Source organism: uncultured Chitinophaga sp., from assembly GCF_902168175.1.
Classification (GTDB): domain Bacteria; phylum Bacteroidota; class Bacteroidia; order Chitinophagales; family Chitinophagaceae; genus Chitinophaga.
Genome location: NZ_CABHOU010000042.1, coordinates 80598 through 96897, shown reverse-complemented (window position 1 = coordinate 96897; position 16300 = coordinate 80598). Strand labels below are relative to the sequence as shown.

Genomic DNA, 16300 nt, shown 5'->3' with positions numbered 1-16300 from the left:
GTTACCCGAAAAAAATCCAAATGAAAAAACATCTCATTATCGTGCCCTTGTTTATTCTTGCCTTCACCCAATACCACCACGTATTTGGACAGACATTGGCAGAACAAAATAAAAAATTGCAACAAGAGATAGAAACATTGAAACATGATAATGATTATTTTCGAAAAACATTAGCCATTTTTCAGTCAAGTCTTAAGACTGAATCGATCGACAGTATGGATTTTCAATTACTAAGTTGCATTGGTAGTAAAGTGGAAAAAAATGTAAAGCTTGAATTTCTGATAACCAACAAAGAAACAGATAAAAGCATCAACTTTTCGCCCGATAGTTATGCAAGAGGTGTTGACTTGCAAGGTAATGCTTATAAGCCCTCCGGAAGCAAGATTGGAACGGATGTATATGCTAGTACCATCAATAAAGATGTACCATTAAAGTTTGTTTTCCAGTTTAAGGATGTTGAACCTTCTGTTGCGGTCTTTAAACTTATCTCCGTTAAATACTATCTTCCTTCAGCGAATTACAAAAACGGGGAACTCCAATTCAAAGACATTTCGGTTGTCTGGAAGTAAAATCGGTCTTAAGGCTGTTAGAATACCTATTTTAATGCACGATAAATGAACTATTCAAAAATTCATCTAGAATCGCTATGTCAGCAGGAGCCCAGTCTAATTCTTTTAACTCATTACGTGTGAACCATCCGATCTGACGATGTTCATACAAAATGATTTCACTTTCTACATAATCAACAACAAATGGCGTGAGTATTACAGTAAAATTCCCGTAATTGAACAAACTATTACCTAACTTATCCCTAATAACAATTTTAAGGTTTAGTTCCTCATATACCTCTCGCATTATACATTCCTCTTCGGACTCTCCCTCAATAATTTTACCCCCTGGAAACTCCCATTTTAAAGGCACCGACATATTTTCGCTGCGCTGGGCTGCCAGAACTCTGCCTTCTTTTAGAACAATCGCGCAAGTAACATTTATTGGATTCATCCTTTGAAAATTTCAGCTCGGTGATATTCCAAGTAAGCTTTTTGTTGATACGTAAAAGTACCGACAAACATATTAGCATCTATCGACCAAGTGTTTAAGATAGGCCGGATTTTATTCTTGCAAACAAGAAGGCCTCCTTCTTCAGAAAATGAAATCCAACCTTTGTCAAATAATTTGTCAATGTGAGGAGATAATAATAGGCCATTATTCCCATCGAGCCGTTCTTTATTGGAAGAAACCCTCCATGGCTTTATGTGACTAGCAATCAACAATCTTTTATCTGACAAGCCAGTAACACGGCACTTTGATTCTATTTTTTGAACATTCATGCGAAACAACCCCTGCCCTACCCGGGAGAGAACTAACTGTCGCTTCTGAGTCACTGGGATTGGCGCATTCTCAATATCTCTTTCTTGCAACCTTTCCTTAAGCCGCGTATCAATATCGTGAATCACTTCGCCAATACCATAATTGTCGATTTCTATTAACGACAACAATTTACTTCCTAGATCAATCCCTATTTCAGCAAGATAAACACCTTGATTTCCATTGCCATTTGCTTGTATAGGGGAATGTTTAGTTGGAAGTAATTGAACAATCTCAATTAGATGTTTTTTTGGAACCAATGGATTCAATAGCCTTTGCCATTCCACTCCTACTAACCAGCCCTTTTCATCCCATTGATGCCCAACTTTACCAAAATCCGCTGGGCGTTCCGCATCTTGAACCATAGCAATTACCTTACCGACAGCAATAATTTCACCCCCAACATAAGAAAAGATAATATCTCCCAAGGTTGTCTTTGTCAAATTGATGTAGGTTTGATTATCGGATCCATTATTCTTTCTCTTAGGTGACCAAATATAACCTTCATCTACTTCTATTTTACCTGTTTGCTTGTGATTAACCCACCAAAAAGATAATGGCGCACCAATCTTAGTGGCAATATCTAGTTGGAAATTTAAATCTTTTAGTAATTGAACTGCATTGGCTTTCACTCCCTCATCAAACCCATCTGAATCTAATTCTTCACCGGTAGCATGCCTCGCGGCCAAAGACAGCACATATGTGGGAGAATAAAGCTTATTGTTGTAAACGAGATCATATGGGGTATCACGTCGCCCTTTGCGAACGCCATTTCTGTCTATTTCCAAAATTGCAGCAACGACATGTTCCACCTGGATTCCATTAAAGATATCCTGTGCCATAGGGGTGAGTGGGTTTGATATTTAGTTTACTGTTTTGATAATCTTGCTTTCAAGTTAAATAATCTCGCTGAAATTATCCTGAACTTTTTAATCTGCAGGCCAATTGTCCGTCCGAGCCCCTCACCTTCAGCAAAGACCTTATCATCAATATTGCAGTTTAAAAAAAACATATGCAAACGAAAGGTTACCGCAGCGAGCAGTTACGGCAGGCATGCAAACTTCAGGAATACCTCATCATGAAGATCTGATCTTTTATCGCTAGGCGTATCATCGAAGTAATATTTCGCCAGGGATACAATTACGTTTCCTTTCTAGATCAGCAAGCTTGATCAGCCATTGGCTTTGATCAAATGCAAAAGAAAACCCGCACACATCAAGTCTGCGGGTTTCTCAAAATACTTTATAACTATTACGGCCAAGTTAGCCACGGCTACATAATGCCCTGACAATAGTAACTACGTAAGGTCAAATATAATGGCGTGAAAATTTCATGACCTTTACCTCCTATTCAAACTGACCTAAGGTCTCATTCTGCTTGGCCACCTTGTCATTATTCTCTTTCTTCATGGCTGCCAGCTGCTGCCTCAGCTCACTGTTACTGGTTCCCAGTATCTGCACGGCCAGTAACCCCGCATTACGCGCGCCATTTACACCTACTGTGGCTACAGGAATGTCGGCGGGCATTTGCACGATAGACAACAGGGAATCCCAGCCATCGAGAGAGTTGGAAGATTTAATGGGTACACCTACTACAGGTAAAGTGGTAATGGCGGCAACCATCCCTGGAAGATGCGCCGCACCACCGGCACCTGCGATGATGATCTTCAAACCACGTTCTTCCGCGGTAGCTGCATACTCAAACATTCTCTGGGGGCTACGGTGGGCCGACACTACGTTAAACTCGTAACCGATGTCGAATTTCTTTAACACCTCTATAGCCTGACGCATAATAGGCGCATCGGAACTACTGCCCATAATAATGCCTACTTCTACCTGTTTCATATTTTTTAATTTAGAATTTCCCGAACTGTTTCAGCTTTTGATACAATGTTTTCCATCGTATTGCCTGTGATGGTGATATGCCCTACTTTCCGGCCTGGCCGGCCTCCCTTTTTACCATACCAGTGAAGATGTACTCCCGGCAAATCGAGCAGGCGCTGTAACTTTTCCTGCCTGTTCGAATTCAGTGCTTCGGTTTCCAGGATGTTCATCATTAAAGAGGGAAGATGAAGGCTGGTGTCGCCCAGGGGCAAACCTAATATAGCGCGGAGCAGTTGCTCGTACTGAGAGGTAGTACTGGCTTCTATCGTGTGATGACCGCTGTTGTGTGGTCTTGGCGCGAGTTCATTCACCAGGATTCTATTATCTTTCGTGATAAACATTTCGACTGCCAAAATACCAACGAGCTGCAACGCATCCGCAATTTTCTCAGCAAGCGAGGTGGCTTCTTTCACGATCGCTTCATCTATCAGTGCCGGCGCAATCTGTGACTCCAGTACGAACTTCTCTTCAGAAAACTCCATCATCACGGGATCATAGCATTTTACAGCACCATGTTCGTTTCTTGCTACGATGACAGCAATTTCGTGTTTGATATCTACCAGCTCTTCCAGCACAGACGGCGCATCAAAAGCAGTAGCAATATCTGCGCTCGTTTTCAACACCATCACCCCGTAGCCGTCATAACCATCGCGGCGCTTTTTAAGGCAGCCCGGCAATTTATTTTCGTAGTTGTGCAAATCACTTTTACCGTCAACAGCCACACCCGGCACTACCGGTATATTGTGCGACAGCAGGAATTGTTTTTGAGTATACTTATCCTGGATTATTTTAATTGTATCGGGAGCAGGAAACACCTTCACTCCTTGCTTTGCGAGTTGTTGTAAGGCGTCAATATTTACCGCCTCCATTTCTATCGTAATTACATCAAGTCCCTTACCAAATTCCAACACCGCCTCATACGATTTGGGGTCGCCAGGGAAAAAAGAAGAAGTATAACGTACACAAGGCGCATTTGTGTCCTTATCCAGTACTGAAATGCTGAGGCCGAAATCCACCGCATGCCTTATAAGCATACTCCCCAGCTGACCGCCTCCTAATATTCCTATTTTCAAATTTTCGAGCATAACCTTCAATTGGGTTGCAAAGGTATAAAACTATTGCTAAATGACCTTAATGCCGTTCTCTTACGCATGCTGCTATTGGCACATCCCGGACCCGGAGCGAACAAATTGATATACAAATACATAAAAATCTCGTAAAACTTACATTTCTTGGATTTTGAGCTATTCTGTAATAAATCACTACGCCAGGGACTAATCCTCGATCTTGGGAATGGACTACACACATCATCCATCCATTCTGTAACTTTACAACCTAATATCATCAGGATGAACGCAGGATTTAATACCAAACCGACACTGGAAACCGGGAATATCATACTCCGTCCGCTGCAGGAAAACGACTTTGAAGCGTTGTACGCAGCCGCAGCTGACCCAAAGATATGGGAGCAGCATCCAAACAAAGACCGTTGGCAGGAAGAGGTATTTCGCAGCTTTTTCAAAGGGGCGCTGGAAAGTAACGGAGCGTTTACGATCACTGATAAATCCATCGGTAAAGTAATTGGAAGTACCCGCTTTTACGACTATAACAGTGTAAACGATTCTATATTTATCGGGTATACTTTTTACACGACAAATTACTGGGGCAAAGGTATTAACCGGGCCGTTAAGGAGATGATGCTGGATTACGCGTTCAAGTCTGTATCCACCGTATATTTTCATATCGGCGCAACCAACCTCCGTTCTCAGATTGCGATAGAACGGGTGGGAGCAACGAAAGTAGGGGAAGAAACGGTGGCTTATTTTGGTGAAGCACCGAAAACTAATTTCCTGTATGCTATTTCCCGGGATCACAACTATCGGAAAGTATAAAAGCTTGTTTCCAGCCGCAAACCGCTGACCAGGCCGCCGTTGTGTCACTCCCTTCAGCCCCAAACCGCTGACCAGGCCAATACCTCCATTACGCCTACTGTCAAAAATTCCTTATCTTAAACTATCTTAAAACATCCCAGCATATGCGCCCAACCCAAACCCTGCTTCTATTTCTTTGTATTAGTTTAACTGCCTCCGCCCAACAAATCAAAAGGATCGACGGTTCACGGATATCAGCCGATGAACTCACCGAAGAAATTAAATACCTGGTGGGGGCCGCACATGTACAGGGAATCGGCGTCAGTGTTTTCAATAATAACGAAGTTGTATACCAGCAAACATTTGGCTATAAACGGGCCGACACCAAAGCACCGCTAACCGGCCAAACCAATATCTACGGCGCCTCGTTAAGCAAAGCGGTTTTCGCTGTATTGGTGATGAAGCTGGTGGAACAAGGCCGCCTGGACCTCGACAAACCATTGCAGGATTATCTCGATAAGCCCATTTATGAATACCCGACCCGAACAAAGTGGCAAGACCATTACGAGCATTTCAAAACAGATACCGCTTATCGCCAGATCACCGCACGCATGTGCCTTTCGCATACCAGCGGCTTACCTAACTGGCGTTGGGACATGCCCGACCAGCAACCGCATATCCGGTTCACACCCGGTTCGCGTTATGCCTATTCAGGCGAGGGCATGGTATATCTCCAAACTGTTTTGGAGCGAATGACTGGAAGGACTTTGCAGGAAATGGCCGATGAAATTATTTTCACACCGCTGCATATGCAGCACTCTGCCTACCAGTGGCTGCCTGCTTACGAAAGCGATTTTGCCTACGGCCACCAGCCCGACGATAAATTATACGAAAAGGATAAAGACAATGAACCTCGCGCCCCCAGCACGCTCGAAACCAGCTTCGACGATCTCACCCTATTTTTCAAAGGTGTGCTGCAGCAGAAAATCCTGAGTGCAACATCTACCCATACGATGTTTACCCCGCAGGTACCCTTGCGCAGCCAATACCAGTTCGGGCCCGAAGCCTGGAAAGACACTTCCGGCCAATATCATCAATCCATCAGCCTTAGTTATGGCCTGGGCTGGGGACTGCTTAAAACACCCTATGGATGGGGCGCATTTAAAGAAGGGCATGGCGATGGATTTCAGCATTATTGTATTCTTTTCCCGGCAATGAAGGCTGGTGTACTCATTATGACCAATAGTGACAATGGCGAAAGCATTTATAAACAATTACTGGAAACGGCTATCGGCGACAGGTACACGCCCTGGCAATGGCATAGGTATTTGCCCTATAAACGCTAACATTACTCCACACCATTGTCTTGTAAGGCTGCCGGAAACACGACGCGAAAAGTGGCGCCATGCTCACTTTCAATGGTCAGTTCACCGTCCATATCTTTGGCCAGCCCTTCCATCAGGCTCATGCCGAGCGATTTGGATGTATCATTAACATGTTGCCGTAAACCTATCCCATCGTCCGCTATCTGTAACTCCATCAGCCCTTTACCAGTGCCTTTAAGCGACACAAGCACAACACCATCGGCATTGTCAGGAAAGGCGTATTTGAATGCATTGGTAATTGATTCATTTAAAATAAGCCCGATCGGAAGGGCTTTTCGTACATCCAGCGATACCGGTGCAATATCCAGTTCGATCTTAATGTTACCACGTCCATCTGCATAATCACGCAGGTAATCAACCAGCTCGCAGATATACAGCGGCATATCTACCAACGCCGGGTTGTCGGACTGATATAGCTTTTTGTGGATGAGTGAAATAGCGTTTACACGGCGCTGGCTGTCGCGGATGGCTGATATGGCATTATCGTCCTGTAAGTAGAATGATTGTATGTTTAACAGGCTCATCACCACCTGCAGGTTATTCTTTACACGGTGATGCACTTCTTTCAGCAACCATTCTTTTTCACTGAGCAATTTACCCAGCGATTCATTTTTATGGCTGATGAGCGCTTTTTGTTTTTCCAGTTCCCTGTTGTTCCGTTGCTTCAGCAAATACCGGTTACAGATCAGCAGGAGAAGAACGAATAAAAGTATGGCGGCCAGGATGATCACGTTACGGGTGGTACGCGTTTGTGCCAATAACCCCTGTTGCAACCGCGCTTCGTTATTGAGGAACCTGATACGCTCCTCTTTATTTTTAAGCGAGTCTTCCCGTTGTTGTATCTCGTTTTTTGCCTGCTGTACGTCACGGTCTTTGAGCATATCGCGCTGCCGGGCGGCCAGGTCGGTTTGCTTAAAGAGCGCCTCTCTCAATTCAGACTGTGATGTAAGCCATGAAATTTGCTGGCTGCGTTGATTCAGCTCCTGGTCTTTCCGGGCGGTTTGATACTTCATCTCGAAGTCCTGCATCTGCCCCCATTTCTCAATACTAAACACCGAATCACTCAGTATCTTTTGCTGGGCAGAATGCCATAATGCAGACTGGTAACGCCCCTGGATAGAATCGATCCGATAAGATAATTTGTGCATTTCCCGCCTCGCCCTCACCGCCACCTGACCTTTCGGCAAACCTTCAATCCGCCGAAGGTATTTGGCAGCAGAATCGTAGCTGCGAAGCTTGTAATATTCTTCGGCGATGTCCAGGAAAAGTTCGGCCACTGTGGAAAAGCGGTATTTCGCGTTCATATCGATCCGGCTTTCGGCAATCAACATGTGTTTAAGCGCAGTTTGCGGCTGGTTAAGGGATACATAGAATTTCCCCAGCACTGAGTGGGCGTACATAAGGTCATGATCAGTGAAGTGTACACGGCCATCCGACATACGCCGGGTAAGGTATTCAATAGCGACCCTTGCATTTTGCTCAAAGTTAAATTTCCTGGCAAACGCTACAATGTCTGATGCCCATGGTACCGTTTCCGGATAAACGCCCACTGTCATTTTAGACATCTCCTCGTAAAAACGGTCTTCCTGTCCGAACGTTGTGTACATATTCGCAAGCATGCAGTGGTAGCTAAATTCGCCATCATCTTTTCCCGTTTCACGCCGGTTATCGCGTGATGCCTCGGCGTAATAAACAGCTTTTGCTGCATCCGCCTTTACGGTAGAAAGATAACTGAGCCATTCGTACACCTCATATCGTTCTTTGTAACCAGCCTTTTTCATCAAATCGTCGGCAGCAAGCAACGTTTCTTCCGCCTTTTGCAACCGGCCCAAAACAAAATGCGTAACACCCACATCCATCAGCCCTTTGGCATATGTAACTTTATCTCCCAGCCGTGTACTAAGCGACAGTATCTGCTCCTGTACATATGTCTTTGAGGGAAACAAGGTATCCGTATCAGCCAGACTATAATTGAGCATATCCCAAGCCCGCAGTTCGTTTTTTGGATTATTGACGCTACGATGATACGCGATCTGCAGCATATAAGATTCTTTCATCTTCCGCCATTCCCGCTTGTGCGTGTAAGCGCGCGAAATATAGTACTCGGCTTCGTTGGCCATAGCAGGCAGATTGGCACGCAGGGCTTCATCTTTCATAATGCCGGCATACATCAACGTTTCGTCATAACGGCCATGGGATGTAGTACTGCTGGTCACCCGCTTCAAAAAGGCACAACGCTGTGCAGGTGTAAGTTTGGGTAACAGTGCTTGTATCTTTGGGTGATCGAGCGCTTCTGCCAGTAACTGGAATTGAAGGGTCATCGCTCTTGTTTCGCCAGCCAGGTACGATAGCCTGGGAAAAAGTGCAGATGCCCGGTCCAGTAATCGCTGTGCGGTGTTCAGGTCTGCAGGCAGTTCACCAGGTTTATAAATCAATAACTGCGCCTCGTCCAGCAGTGATTTCACCTCCATGGTATCGCCAGCCGGTTTCATAACCGATTGGTTCTGTGCAAAAGCAGATAACTGACAACAGCACATTATTGCGATAGCGGTAACCAGGCACCTCATAAATGAAAACAGTTGAGCGTAAATATATTGCCGGCCAAAACGTGGCTAGCAGACAATATAACAAAAATAACAGGCAGTTTTATCCATGTGCGGAAACGCTTTCTTCTACGTTTTCGGGCATCGCCAACGGAAATAACACCCTGATGACCGTTCCCTGCTTACATTCAACGATCAGCTCCCCGTCCATGTCTTTAGCGAGGCCATTCATAAGGCTCATACCCAGGGATTGAACTGCGCCTTCTTCCGACTGCCTTAGCCCTACTCCATTGTCAGCAATTTGCAGCACCAGCTGCTCTTTTTCTGCTAAGATGAGCGACACACTGATGACACCGGCACCATCGCCCGGAAAGGCATATTTAAACGCATTGGTGATCGACTCATTCAATATCAGGCCAATGGGGAGTGCTTTACGCACGTCCAGTGATATCGCTGCAATATCCAGTTCGATCTTAATATTACCTCGTCCGTCTGCATATTCCCGCAGGTAATCTGCCAGCTCGCAGATATACAGGGGCATATCTACCAACGCCGGGTTGTCGGACTGGTATAATTTTTTGTGGATCAGTGAAATGGCGTTTACGCGGCGCTGGCTGTCGCGGATGGCTGATATGGCATTATCGTCCTGCAAGTAGAATGATTGTATGTTCAACAGGCTCATCACCACCTGCAGGTTGTTCTTCACCCGGTGATGCACTTCTTTCAGCAGCCATTCTTTCTCCCTTAGTAATTTACCCAGCGATTCATTTTTATGGCTGATGAGGGCCTTTTGTTTTTCCAATTCCCGGTTATTGCGCTGTTTCAGTAAGTAGCGGTTGTAGATCACCAGCAGGAGGCCGAGCAACAGCACAGCGGCCAGGATGATCACATTACGTGTTGTTCGGGTTTGTTGCAATAATCCTTGCTGTAACTGCGATTCGTTATTGAGGAGCAGGATACGTTCTTCCTTGTTTTTGAGCGAGTCTTCCCGTTGCCGGACCTCACGTTGTGCCTGGGCCACGTCCTTATCCTTCAGTAATTCCCGTTGCCGGTTTGCCAGGCCGGTTTGCTTAAACAGCGCTTCCCGCAAAGCAGCCTGGGAGGTGAGCCATGAAATCTCCTGCGCGCTTTGTTTTAACTCCTGGTCCTTACGGGCGGTTTCGTACTTCAGCTGCAGTTCCGCCATCTGCCCCCACTTGTTAATATTGAATACAGAGTCGCTGAGCGCCTTCTCCTGTTTAAAATGCTGAAGTGCAGATCTATAACGCCCCTGAATAGAATCGATTCGGCAAAACAGGTTATGCATTTCCTCCTGCACCCTTATTGTTACCAGTCCTTTTGGAAGCACCTCCATACGCTGAAGATATTTGAGCGATGAATCATACTTCCGAAGGTTAAACCATTCTTTCGCCAAACGGATGTATAGGTCACCGGCTGTATTGCTTCGCCCTATCTGACCAGGATCCATTAAACTTTCCGCGGTGCGGTAGTGCTGTATTCCCATTTCCGGTTGATGGGTCCGGATATAGAAATCACCCAGCATCATATTCGCAAAAATGTGTTGCCCGGGAGTTGAAAAAGTATTTTTATCCGACATCCTTGGCAGCAGGTACGCTAAGGCCGCCTTTGGCCCTTTATCACGATCGATTCGCCGGGCAAACAAAACAATATAATCGAGGCTTCGTTCCGTAGCGGCATCGCGGTTTTCCAGCAACTTGAATGTTTCATTATAAAAATCCTGGTTCCGGCCAAAGTTAACATACACATTCGCCATTGCAAGGTGGTAGGTATACTTATAATCGCTGCTGGCCGATTCGGGCCGGTTGTCACGGATAGCGTTGGCGTAGAATATGGCTTTTTCCAGGTTTAATTTTACGGTGTATAGGTAGCTGAGTGCGTCGTATATACCATAACGTTCTTTTACCCCCAGTTTTTTAAGCAAATCGTCCGCCATCAGCAGCGTATGCTCCGCCTCTTTCCATCGCCCAAATGCCAGATGTGATTTCCCAATATCGCCCAGTGTTCTTGCATATACCAGCTTGTTGTTCAGCCGCTGGCTCAGCAACGACAGTTGTTCCTGTACATATGCTTTTGTAGGAAAAGTGGTATCCAGGTCGTTCAGGTACAAATTCATAAAATCCCAGGCCATCAGTTCATTATTCTGATTACCCGTTTTTTGGTGATACCGTACCATGTTCATGTAACACTCCTTCTGCTTTTGGGTTTGCCCCATAGCGTCGTAACAAACCGATAAATAGTATTCTGCATCGTTGGCTACGTCGGCCATATTATTTCGCAGGGCCTCCTCTTTCATCATCCGGGCATAAGTAAGTGCACTGTCGATCTGCCAGGTGATACGCGATTGTAAGGTGAATCTTCTCAACAGATCACACCGCACTGCTGGTGAAAGTTTAGGCAGCAGGCGTCTCATCCGCCGACCGTCCAGCGCCTCCACCGAATACTGCACCTGCAATTTAAATGCTCTTTCCTGCCCGGAAAGGAATTTGAGGCGCTCACTACGCGCTGTAGCACTGTCCAGCAGCGGTTGTGCTATAGCGAGATCGGCAGGCAGCTCGCCTGCCTTAAATATCAGATCTCCCGCTTTGCTTAGCAGTAAATTAATACCGGTTGTGTCTGCACCGCCATGATCTGCAACACCTAACCCTGGCCGCTCTTGCTGGGCAAACACAGGCATTAAAAAGCAACACAGGATTCCGATAGCGACCAATAACCTCATAAGAGAAGACAATTGACTGTAAAGATATTCCCCTGAAAACGAAGGACAGTCGACAATATGGAGCCAAATGTATACAATATCATCGAATGCAGATAGCCGGCACATCGATCTATAAAAAGAGCCGGCGTGAATCACGCCGGCCCTGCCGTATTAACTTACTTTTTATTCTAAAATCGGCCCCCTCAGCAATATGCCCGGATGAGCACTATAACAGTTTCTCTTTTCATTTTGATGTGGACCTTCGCTCGATCAGCCGCGACTTAAGCACCACATCTCCTTTGGCACTCCCCTTTTTCTTGATGATGCGTAATAGTTCCTTAGCCGCTGTTTCGCCAATATCAAACGCAGGCTGTGTAATGGTAGTCAATGAGGGATTGAGCAAAGCAGCCGTCTGCAGGTTCGAAAAACTGATGATCTTGATATCTTCGGGTATCCTGAGCTGTATCTGTTCGCACACCCGGTAACAGATCACCGCGAGCTTTTCTACAGATGCGAAAATACCATCCGGCTTCTCTGATTGCAGCATTTTGTGGATGACGGTAAATGCTTCGTCATTGTCGTTCGGGCATTCCAGTATAAGCGGGGACTTTTGTTTCGAATGCTTCTCCAGCGCCTCCAGGTAACCGTTCATGCGGATGGTGCCTACAGGAATGTTCCTGTCAACCTTGAGGTAAGCGATCTTTTCACAGCCAGTATCTATCAGATGTTTGGTGGCCGTAGCGGCGCTCTCATAGTTATCTGAAGTTACTTTAACATTGTCCATCCGTTCGTTTACGCGGTCGAACAGCACCAACGGGATACCTTTGATGTTGAGTTGTTCGAGGTGTTCGTTATTGGCGTTCTCATCTGTTATAGATAACAATACCCCATCTACCCTGCCATTTACCAGTGTATTAATAAAAGATACTTCCAGGGCATGATCGCCGTGGGTAAAATACAACAGGATATGATAATCCTGCTCCTGCGTCACCTTTTCGATACCGCTTATCACAAGGGAGAAGAAGTCGTTCACCATGTCAGGTATTACCACTGCGATCATTTTGGTCTGCTGCGCACGTAACCCGCTGGCACTTGCATTGGGCTGATAATTCAGCCTTTTTGCCAGTGCAAACACTTTTGCCTTCGTTTCGGGGCTAATCTCATGACTATCCCTCAATGCGCGCGAAACCGTAGAAATGGCAAGATTCAACTCCCTTGCCAGGTATTTTATATTTATCTTGTTCATGAATCTGCTCCCAGCCTATTATAAAATAAAGCTATTCCTTTGATAATCCAACTAAAAAAACCGAAGATTCACGGAAACGTTTCCGTAAAAAAAGGACAAAAGCACCGTACTTTTTCCTAAGTTAACCGCCTGTTTAGGAATTCCACGACAGTAAACCACGTCAGAAAATAGATTTATCAACATGAAAATTAGCTTTTAACAACCAACTAAACGTATTCGCTCTGTTACTGCTGTATCGGTTTAGGAACAATGCCACAGGGCATCTTGTGTGAACATGCCATAGAGCAGAACAGCTTATTTTGAGTCTATAAACAACCAATTTTATTCCACGGGCGCGAAGGAACATCCCTGCCTTAATTAATTAATTAAATCCACCACGTCAATAATTTCCTTAATCATTTTGAATCGTCACGTATGAAAAGATCAGCATTAAGCATGGCCTTGCTCAGGTACCATCTGTACCTCAGAGCATCTATCGGGGTCATTATCTGCCTGTGCCTTTCGCTTGCCGCCACTGCGCAAAAGCCCGACAGTTCCACGCTCATCAACACCTTTAACGGGAAACAACTGCAACAGGAGGTCACTGGCGCCTTCTCGCAGATCAAAGGCACAACCGTTGAGAATGTACCTATTATTAACAATCTTAACCGCATGACGGGCATGTTACCAGGCCTGTTTATCATGCAGGACAATGGAGAACCGGGAGATGAATCGGCCACCCTCCAGATGCGGGGCAAACGTACTTTCAGGAATAATGCCCCCATGGTATTAGTAGATGGATTTGAGAGGAGTATGGACTTCCTCGATCCAAACGAGATCGAAAGCATCACGGTATTGAAGGATGCTGCTGCCACCGCGCAGTACGGCCTCCGTGGTGGTAACGGCATTGTGCTGGTAACTACCAAGCGCGGCCAGGAAGGCAAAATCAAGGTTAATTTCAATGCGCGTGGTGGCATAAAAGCGCCCACCACAACGCCTAAATTGCTCAACTCCTACCAATACGCCACCCTGTACAACGAGGCGCTTACCAACGACGGCAGCGCCCCACGTTATTCAGCAGCCGAACTGGAGAAATACCGTAACGCCTCCCAGGGTATTTACGAATCGGACCTCGATAAGTATCTCTACCCGAACATCAACTGGTATGATGAGTATGTTAATAAAACCACCTGGCAACAGCGCTACAGCGTAAATGTGCAGGGCGGCAATAAAAACGCCCGTTACTTCATTTCCGGTGGTTACACGGGCAACAGCGGCCTTTATAAGGTAGATAAGGCGGCAAATACCTATAATACCAACGCGGATTTTAATATGATCACCCTGCGGTCGAACATTGATGTAAATGTGAACAAACGGTTTAACATCACACTCGACATTGCCGGCCGGCAGGAGCAACGCACCTATCCCGGCGCCCGCGGTGATGCGGCATTACGTGTGTTCCGCTCTCTTTATAAAACACCGCCCAACGCGTTCCCGGTATTTACACCAGACGGTAAACTGGGCGGCACCAAAGATTTCACAGGTAACCCATACGGACTGCTGAATGATCAGGGGTACTCTCTTTATTACGTACGCAGCATGTTCGCTACCCTCCGTGCCAAACACGACCTGGACTTTATTACTCCGGGCCTCTCTGTACAAGGCACCGTGGCGTTCGACAGTTGGTACGATATGGTGACCAACCGTAGCAAAAGCTTCAAGGTGTACGACCTGCGCCAGCCCAACGGCAGTGTGGAATACAATGCAAATGGCGGCATCAAGTATGTGGAAACCGGTACCGACAGCCAGATGTCTTCTGGTGTTGAATACCCTTCTACCCGCCGTATCCTCAATACAGAGGGCGCGCTTAACTATCAGCGTACCTTCTTCGGCAAACACGCTGTAACTGCCGTTGTAGCGGTGAACCAGCGTGTTATTTCCTCAGAGAACGATGCCAACATCCCCCGCGCCTACCTTGGCTCAAACGGCCGTGTATCTTATGCGTTTAACAAACGTTACCTCGCAGAGTTCAACTATGGCTTCCAGGGGTCTGAACAATTCCTGCCTGGCAATAAGTTCGGCTTTTTCCCTGCCGGCTCCCTGGGATGGGTGGTGTCTGAAGAAAGTTTCATGCAGGATGCCCAATGGATCGACTTCCTGAAACTTCGTGGCTCTTATGGTATTGCCGGCAACGACGATGTTGGCGGTTACTTCCTGTGGTTCCAGAAATATGCTACCGCCGGTGGCGTAAACTTCGGATACACCTCTGTAGGTTATACCGGCTGGAACGAAACTGCTTTCGCACTTAACAACGTAACCTGGGAAAAAGTACATAAAACCAATGTGGGCATTGATGCCACCTTTTTTAAGAACAGGTTGAACCTGACGTTCGATTACTTCTACGAAAAGAATAAGGACATCATGATCCAGCCAGCACTCCCTTACCTGATGGGTATCCGCTTCCCGGACTTCCCGATCGGTATTATTGAGAACAAGGGCTTTGATGCATCTATGCGTTATACACAGCAATTTGGTGATGTAGAACTGTCGCTGATGGGTACCGTAACACAGGCCAAAAACAAGGTAATAAACCGTGGCGAAGAAACGCCGCGCTTTGCTTACCAGGCTCGTACCAACAGGCCGCTGGATGGTATTTACGGACTTCAGGCAATGGGCCTCTTCCAGGACCAGGCCGAAATAGATGCCAGCCCGAAACAAACATTCGGCCAGGTGAAACCCGGCGACATAAAGTATAAAGACCAGAACAACGATAACGTAATCGATGCGTATGATGAGGTATACCTTGGCCAGGGCAACTTCCCTACCCTGCAATATGGAGTAGGCCTGGGTGCCAAATTTAAAGGCATCGATTTTAACGTATTGTTCAGTGGCCAGGACGGTCAGCAACTCGGCCTCACCGGCGAATCTACCTGGGAATTCCACGATAACGGTACCGTGCGTGATCATCATCTGGGCCGCTTCAACCCGGAAGATCAGTCCAGCTGGGCAACTGCCAGCTATCCCCGGCTTTCTCTCAGTAATAAAGCCAATAACCAACGCACTTCCACCTACTGGCAGCGCGACGGCAAAACGGTTAGGCTTAAAACCATGGAAATCGGTTACACTTTGCCTGAAAGAATATCTAAAAAAATCAGGCTCGACAACTTGCGTGTTTACGGAAGCGGTTACAACCTGCTTACCTGGTCGTCTACCGGTTTGGTGGATACAGAAGCCCGCTCCGGCCACTACGTATTGTATCCTATTCAGCGCATCATCAATGCCGGTATTAGTGTAACCTTCTAAAAGTTT

General features: G+C 46.2%; 11 protein-coding genes. 4 read left to right on the top strand and 7 right to left on the bottom strand.

Translation table 11 applies throughout. The annotated features are described in order from the left end of the window. Positions 1-20 precede the first annotated feature (20 nt). Positions 21-569 (top strand): hypothetical protein, encoded by a 549-nt coding sequence (locus QZT80_RS09070; protein WP_295120821.1) that lies wholly within the window; start codon positions 21-23, stop codon positions 567-569. A 31-nt stretch (positions 570-600) separates the two neighbouring features. Here the strand turns inward: QZT80_RS09070 and QZT80_RS09065 are convergent, their stop codons facing one another. The 4 genes from QZT80_RS09065 to QZT80_RS09050 all read right to left on the bottom strand — a co-directional run bounded on the left by QZT80_RS09065 (position 601) and on the right by QZT80_RS09050 (position 4336). Further along, positions 601-1002, bottom strand: coding sequence for a (deoxy)nucleoside triphosphate pyrophosphohydrolase (locus QZT80_RS09065; protein ID WP_295120819.1), 402 nt, complete (start codon positions 1000-1002; stop codon positions 601-603). Further along, the gene (locus QZT80_RS09060; protein WP_295120816.1) at positions 999-2210 is read right to left on the bottom strand and encodes an HNH endonuclease; all 1212 of its coding nucleotides are present in this window, start codon (positions 2208-2210) and stop codon (positions 999-1001) included. The genes QZT80_RS09065 and QZT80_RS09060 overlap by 4 nt, the downstream gene beginning before the upstream one ends. A 504-nt stretch (positions 2211-2714) precedes the next feature. Further along, the gene (gene purE, locus QZT80_RS09055) at positions 2715-3212 is read right to left on the bottom strand and encodes a 5-(carboxyamino)imidazole ribonucleotide mutase (protein WP_295120813.1); all 498 of its coding nucleotides are present in this window, start codon (positions 3210-3212) and stop codon (positions 2715-2717) included. A 5-nt stretch (positions 3213-3217) separates the two neighbouring features. Next, positions 3218-4336 (bottom strand): 5-(carboxyamino)imidazole ribonucleotide synthase, encoded by a 1119-nt coding sequence (locus QZT80_RS09050; protein WP_295120809.1) that lies wholly within the window; start codon positions 4334-4336, stop codon positions 3218-3220. 147 nt (positions 4337-4483) lie between these two features. Between QZT80_RS09050 and QZT80_RS09045 the strand changes: the two genes are divergently transcribed. Then, complete coding sequence (locus QZT80_RS09045) at positions 4484-5143, top strand: GNAT family N-acetyltransferase (protein ID WP_295120806.1); 660 nt, start codon at positions 4484-4486, stop codon at positions 5141-5143. Between the two features lie 143 nt (positions 5144-5286). Further along, positions 5287-6468 (top strand): serine hydrolase, encoded by a 1182-nt coding sequence (locus QZT80_RS09040; protein WP_295120803.1) that lies wholly within the window; start codon positions 5287-5289, stop codon positions 6466-6468. A gap of 2 nt (positions 6469-6470) precedes the next feature. Here QZT80_RS09040 and QZT80_RS09035 read toward each other — a convergent pair whose 3' ends face one another. From QZT80_RS09035 to QZT80_RS09025, 3 genes are all read right to left on the bottom strand, one after another. Next, positions 6471-8999, bottom strand: coding sequence for a histidine kinase dimerization/phosphoacceptor domain -containing protein (locus QZT80_RS09035; protein WP_295120800.1), 2529 nt, complete (start codon positions 8997-8999; stop codon positions 6471-6473). A 154-nt stretch (positions 9000-9153) separates the two neighbouring features. After that, a complete protein-coding gene (locus tag QZT80_RS09030) occupies positions 9154-11787 on the bottom strand; it encodes a histidine kinase dimerization/phosphoacceptor domain -containing protein (RefSeq protein WP_295120797.1) in 2634 nt (877 codons plus the stop codon). 223 nt (positions 11788-12010) lie between these two features. After that, positions 12011-13012 carry a LacI family DNA-binding transcriptional regulator gene (locus tag QZT80_RS09025; protein WP_295120796.1) on the bottom strand — a complete coding sequence of 334 codons (1002 nt, stop codon included), beginning with the start codon at positions 13010-13012 and terminating at the stop codon, positions 12011-12013. 414 nt (positions 13013-13426) lie between these two features. Between QZT80_RS09025 and QZT80_RS09020 the strand changes: the two genes are divergently transcribed. Then, the gene (locus QZT80_RS09020) at positions 13427-16294 is read left to right on the top strand and encodes a TonB-dependent receptor (protein WP_295120793.1); all 2868 of its coding nucleotides are present in this window, start codon (positions 13427-13429) and stop codon (positions 16292-16294) included. Positions 16295-16300 lie beyond the last annotated feature (6 nt).